This window comes from Pseudoalteromonas sp. SWYJZ19 (assembly GCF_015864375.1).
GTDB lineage: Bacteria > Pseudomonadota > Gammaproteobacteria > Enterobacterales > Alteromonadaceae > Pseudoalteromonas > Pseudoalteromonas arctica.
In genome coordinates this window covers 1-3,940 of record NZ_JADYXI010000044.1, presented here as the reverse complement: position 1 = coordinate 3,940, position 3,940 = coordinate 1, and the positions used below count along the sequence as shown (strand labels likewise).

The 3,940-nt window shown below is 38.8% G+C and carries 4 protein-coding genes; 3 read left to right on the top strand and 1 reads right to left on the bottom strand.

The window, feature by feature from the left end:
* Positions 1-674: 674 nt before the first annotated feature.
* Positions 675-1,535 (bottom strand): YicC/YloC family endoribonuclease, encoded by an 861-nt coding sequence (locus I6F45_RS21050; RefSeq protein ID WP_002958889.1) that lies wholly within the window; start codon positions 1,533-1,535, stop codon positions 675-677.
* Between the two features lie 179 nt (positions 1,536-1,714).
* Between I6F45_RS21050 and rph the strand changes: the two genes are divergently transcribed.
* Genes rph through I6F45_RS21035 form a run of 3 tightly spaced genes read left to right on the top strand, consistent with a single transcriptional unit; the run spans position 1,715 to position 3,528 of the window.
* On the top strand, positions 1,715-2,428 hold the full coding sequence (gene rph / locus I6F45_RS21045) for a ribonuclease PH (RefSeq protein ID WP_002958890.1): 714 nt from the start codon (positions 1,715-1,717) through the stop codon (positions 2,426-2,428).
* Positions 2,429-2,446: 18 nt separating this feature from the next.
* Entirely contained in the window at positions 2,447-3,091 is a 645-nt protein-coding gene (pyrE, locus tag I6F45_RS21040; protein WP_007583381.1) for an orotate phosphoribosyltransferase, read from the top strand.
* Between the two features lie 56 nt (positions 3,092-3,147).
* The gene (locus I6F45_RS21035) at positions 3,148-3,528 is read left to right on the top strand and encodes a diacylglycerol kinase (protein WP_007583384.1); all 381 of its coding nucleotides are present in this window, start codon (positions 3,148-3,150) and stop codon (positions 3,526-3,528) included.
* The last annotated feature ends 412 nt before the right edge of the window (positions 3,529-3,940 follow it).

Below are 3,940 nucleotides of genomic sequence, written 5' to 3'. Positions count from 1 at the left end.
TTTTGCTATCCGTGAAGGTGGTCGTACTGTAGGTGCTGGTGTTGTAGCAACTATCGTAGCGTAATAATTAACTTTAAAGTTAATTGTTAGAAAAAGGTCACTCAGGTGGCCTTTTTTAATGTCTATAATAAAGTGTCATATGAAGGTGGCGCTCTTACTTTAGGCGTAGGTGCGTTGTAGTAACGTCCAAAGCGTAATTATTAGCCTAGCTAATTGTTATCAAAAAGCCCGAGCTTAGTCTCGGGCTTTTTAATGTCTAGAATAAAGTGTCATATGAAGGTGGCGCTCTTACTTTAGGCGTAGGTGCGTTGTAGTAACGTTCAAAGCGTAATTATTAGCCTAGCTAATTGTTACCAAAAAGCCCGAGCTTAGCCTCGGGCTTATTAATGTCTAGAATAAAGTGTCATATGAAGGTGGCGCTCTTACTTTAGGCGTAGGTGCGTTGTAGTAACGTTCAGAGCGTAATTATTAGCCTAGCTAATTGTTACCAAAAAGCCTGAGCTTAGTCTCGGGCTTTTTAATGTCTAAAATAAAGAGTGATTTGAAGGTGAGGATTTCACATTAGACGAAGATGCTTGGTAACAACATTCAAAATATCATTATTGGTATTAATAAAAAACCCGAGCCTAGCCCGGGTTTTGATAAGTTATGAATATGCCATAATTGGCTGAAAACTATTCAATATTTTGGATCTGTTCTCTCATTTGTTCAATCAATACTTTTAACTCTACGGCGGCAGTAGTGATGTCACTATTGATAGACTTAGATGCTAGCGTGTTAGCTTCACGATTAAATTCTTGCATCATAAAATCTAGGCGGCGGCCACATGCGCCACCTTTTTTAAGGATTTTTTTAGTTTCTTTAACGTGAGACTTTAAACGATCTAATTCTTCAGCTACATCTTGTTTTTGAGCAAGATAAATAAGTTCTTGTTCAAGGCGTGACTCGTCAATGTTTGCTGTTAAGTCTTCTAGCTTTTGAGCCAGTTTTTCACGCTGCCACTTAGCAATCTCAGGCATATGCGTTTCTACAATTTCTACTTGCTCTAAAATCGCATCAAGGCGGATTGCTATCATTTCTTCAAGGTTTGCACCTTCATCGCCACGAGCTGATTTAAAATCTTCGATTACTTGATCAAGACCAGCAATTAGTGCTGTATTAACGCTATCCATATCAAGTTCTTCAGCTTCCATAACACCAGGCCAACGTAATATATCAACAGGATTAATGTCGCCATTACTTTGCTGTTGAACCCATTTAGCGCTATTTATAAGTTGCTCAGCAAGGGCTTGGTTAATTGATAGCTCACCAACATGGGCAGGATTTGCTACAAACTTTAAAAAAACCTCAACTTTACCGCGTTGTAAGTGTTTGCGTAAACGCTCACGAATAACTGGCTCCATGCCACGAAATTGCTCTGGTGCGCGAATAAATGTTTCAAGGTAACGCTGGTTCACTGAACGAACTTCCCAAGTGCCAGTTCCCCAATCGCCTTTTATTTCGCGACGCGCATAAGCTGTCATACTGTGGATCATGGATATTTTCCTAAATTTATAAATACAATATTACGATGATTATACCGTAACACCGCTTAAGCTCTAGGGAAAATTTAATACACTGAATATTTTGCATACAGCTATTTATTTAAATCAGCATGGTATCTATACCCACATACACTTATAATGTCGCAAATTCTGAATTAAGGGGATCGTCAATGCGTCCAAGCGAAAGAACACCTAATCAAATTAGACCTGTTACATTTACACGTAATTATACTTTGCATGCTGAAGGCTCAGTACTTGTTGAGTTTGGTAACACCAAAGTACTTTGTACAGCTACTGTCGAATCGGGCGTTCCTCGTTTCATGAAAGGTCAGGGTAAAGGTTGGATCAATGCTGAATACGGTATGTTACCGCGAGCAACGCATACGCGTAATGCTCGAGAAGCTGCACGTGGTAAGCAGGGCGGTCGTACTATGGAAATTCAACGTTTAATTGCACGTGCACTGCGTGCTGCTGTTGATTTAAAAGCACTTGGCGAAAACACAATCACCATTGACTGTGATGTAATCCAAGCAGATGGCGGTACACGTACTGCTTCTATAAGTGGTGCATGTGTTGCACTTGTTGATGCGCTAACGCACATGCGTGCAAAGGGTATGATTAATTCAAACCCACTTAAGCATATGATTGCAGCTATTTCAGTAGGTATATACAAAGGCCAAGCAATTAGCGATTTAGAATATATTGAAGATTCAGCAGCAGAAACTGATATGAATGTAATTTTAACCGAAACAGGTAAAATTATAGAAATTCAAGGCACAGCCGAAGGCGAACCTTTCTCGTTTGATGAGCTAGATGAGTTACTTACTTTAGCTAAACATTCTATTCGTGAGATCATTGACGTACAAAAGCAAGCATTAGCATAAATAGGTAGGCCACTAGATATGAAAGATTATCAAAAAGAGTTTATAGAATTTGCTCTAGAGAAGCAGGTATTAAAATTTGGTGAGTTTACTTTAAAGTCAGGGCGCATAAGTCCTTACTTTTTTAATGCCGGTTTGTTTAATACAGGTCGTGACTTAGCACGTTTAGGTCGTTTTTATGCATCAGCATTAGAAGATTCAGCGATAGAGTATGATGTACTATTTGGTCCCGCGTATAAGGGTATCCCAATAGCAACAACGACGGCAGTTGCATTAGCAGATCACCATGATAAAGATGTACCGTACTGTTTTAACCGTAAAGAGAAAAAAGCACACGGTGAAGGAGGTACATTAGTAGGCTCAGAACTCAATGGCAAAATAATGCTAGTTGATGATGTAATTACCGCAGGTACCGCTATTCGTGAGTCCATGGAAATTATTGCACAAAATGGTGCAGACCTTAGTGGTGTTTTAATTGCATTAGATCGCCAAGAAAAAGGTAAAGCCGAGTTATCAGCTATTCAAGAAGTTGAACGCGACTTTAATACCAAAGTAATTTCTATTGTAAAATTAGCAGACCTTATTAGTTACCTTGAAAACCAAGGAACGATGGGCGAGCATTTAGCCTCAGTTAAAGCTTACCGTGATCAATACGGCGTAGCATAAATAAAAAGCCTCGCAGTGCGGGGCTTTATTTTGACCTTCATTCATAGAGTTTATTAATGAAAGATGTATTAAAACCAAATGGCTTAGGCCTCAAACGCGTTTTCAAAGCAACCTATTGCTCCTATCTTGGCTTTAAAGCAGCATTTAAAGAAGAAGCTGCATTTAGACAAGAGCTATTACTAAGCCTTATATTATTCCCCACTTCATTTTGGCTGGCTTCATCATTATTACACTGGGCAATACTAATTAGCTCACTGCTTATTATTCTAATAGTTGAATTGCTAAACTCTGCCATTGAAGCATTAACAGATCGAGTAAGTACAGAATTGCATGTATTGTCAGGTAGAGCCAAAGATATGGGATCTGCAGCCGTAACACTTTCATTAACGATCGTGTTGATCATATGGGGTGTAAGTCTTTATATGAAGATCGTTTAAGCTCACTTTTAATATTAGTGAAGTTTAAACACCTTTAGTTGTTAATAATTTGCTAGTTATGTTGTGTTTTTAACGTGTTTAGCTCAAATACTCAGCGAACAGCACATTATTTCAAGTTTTCTTCAAAAAAGGGTTGATCTGTTTTCGGATCTCCCTATAATGCGACCCCACTGAGACGGGAAACGCCAACGCATAGCGAGGCACGAACAACTCAGGGTGTTAAGTAAAACTTAGATAGAATCTTTTAGAAAGTTTAAATTTAAGTGTTGACAAAAAAATAGGAAAGCGTAGTATGCGCAGCCCTAGCGAGATAAAGTTTAACTTTATAATCGCAACGTTCTTTAACAATATAAAGCAATCATCTGTGTGGGCACTCGTACAGATTGAGTTCTAACAGCCAACCTACTTAGGT

Bases quoted from the DNA above. Each gene is read 5' to 3' on its own strand.
- I6F45_RS21035 (WP_007583384.1), top strand. From the start codon at position 3,148: ATGAAAGATGTATTAAAACCAAATGGCTTAGGCCTCAAACGCGTTTTC.
- I6F45_RS21050 (WP_002958889.1), bottom strand. From the start codon at position 1,535: ATGATCCACAGTATGACAGCTTATGCGCGTCGCGAAATAAAAGGCGAT.
- pyrE (WP_007583381.1), top strand. From the start codon at position 2,447: ATGAAAGATTATCAAAAAGAGTTTATAGAATTTGCTCTAGAGAAGCAG.
- rph (WP_002958890.1), top strand. From the start codon at position 1,715: ATGCGTCCAAGCGAAAGAACACCTAATCAAATTAGACCTGTTACATTT.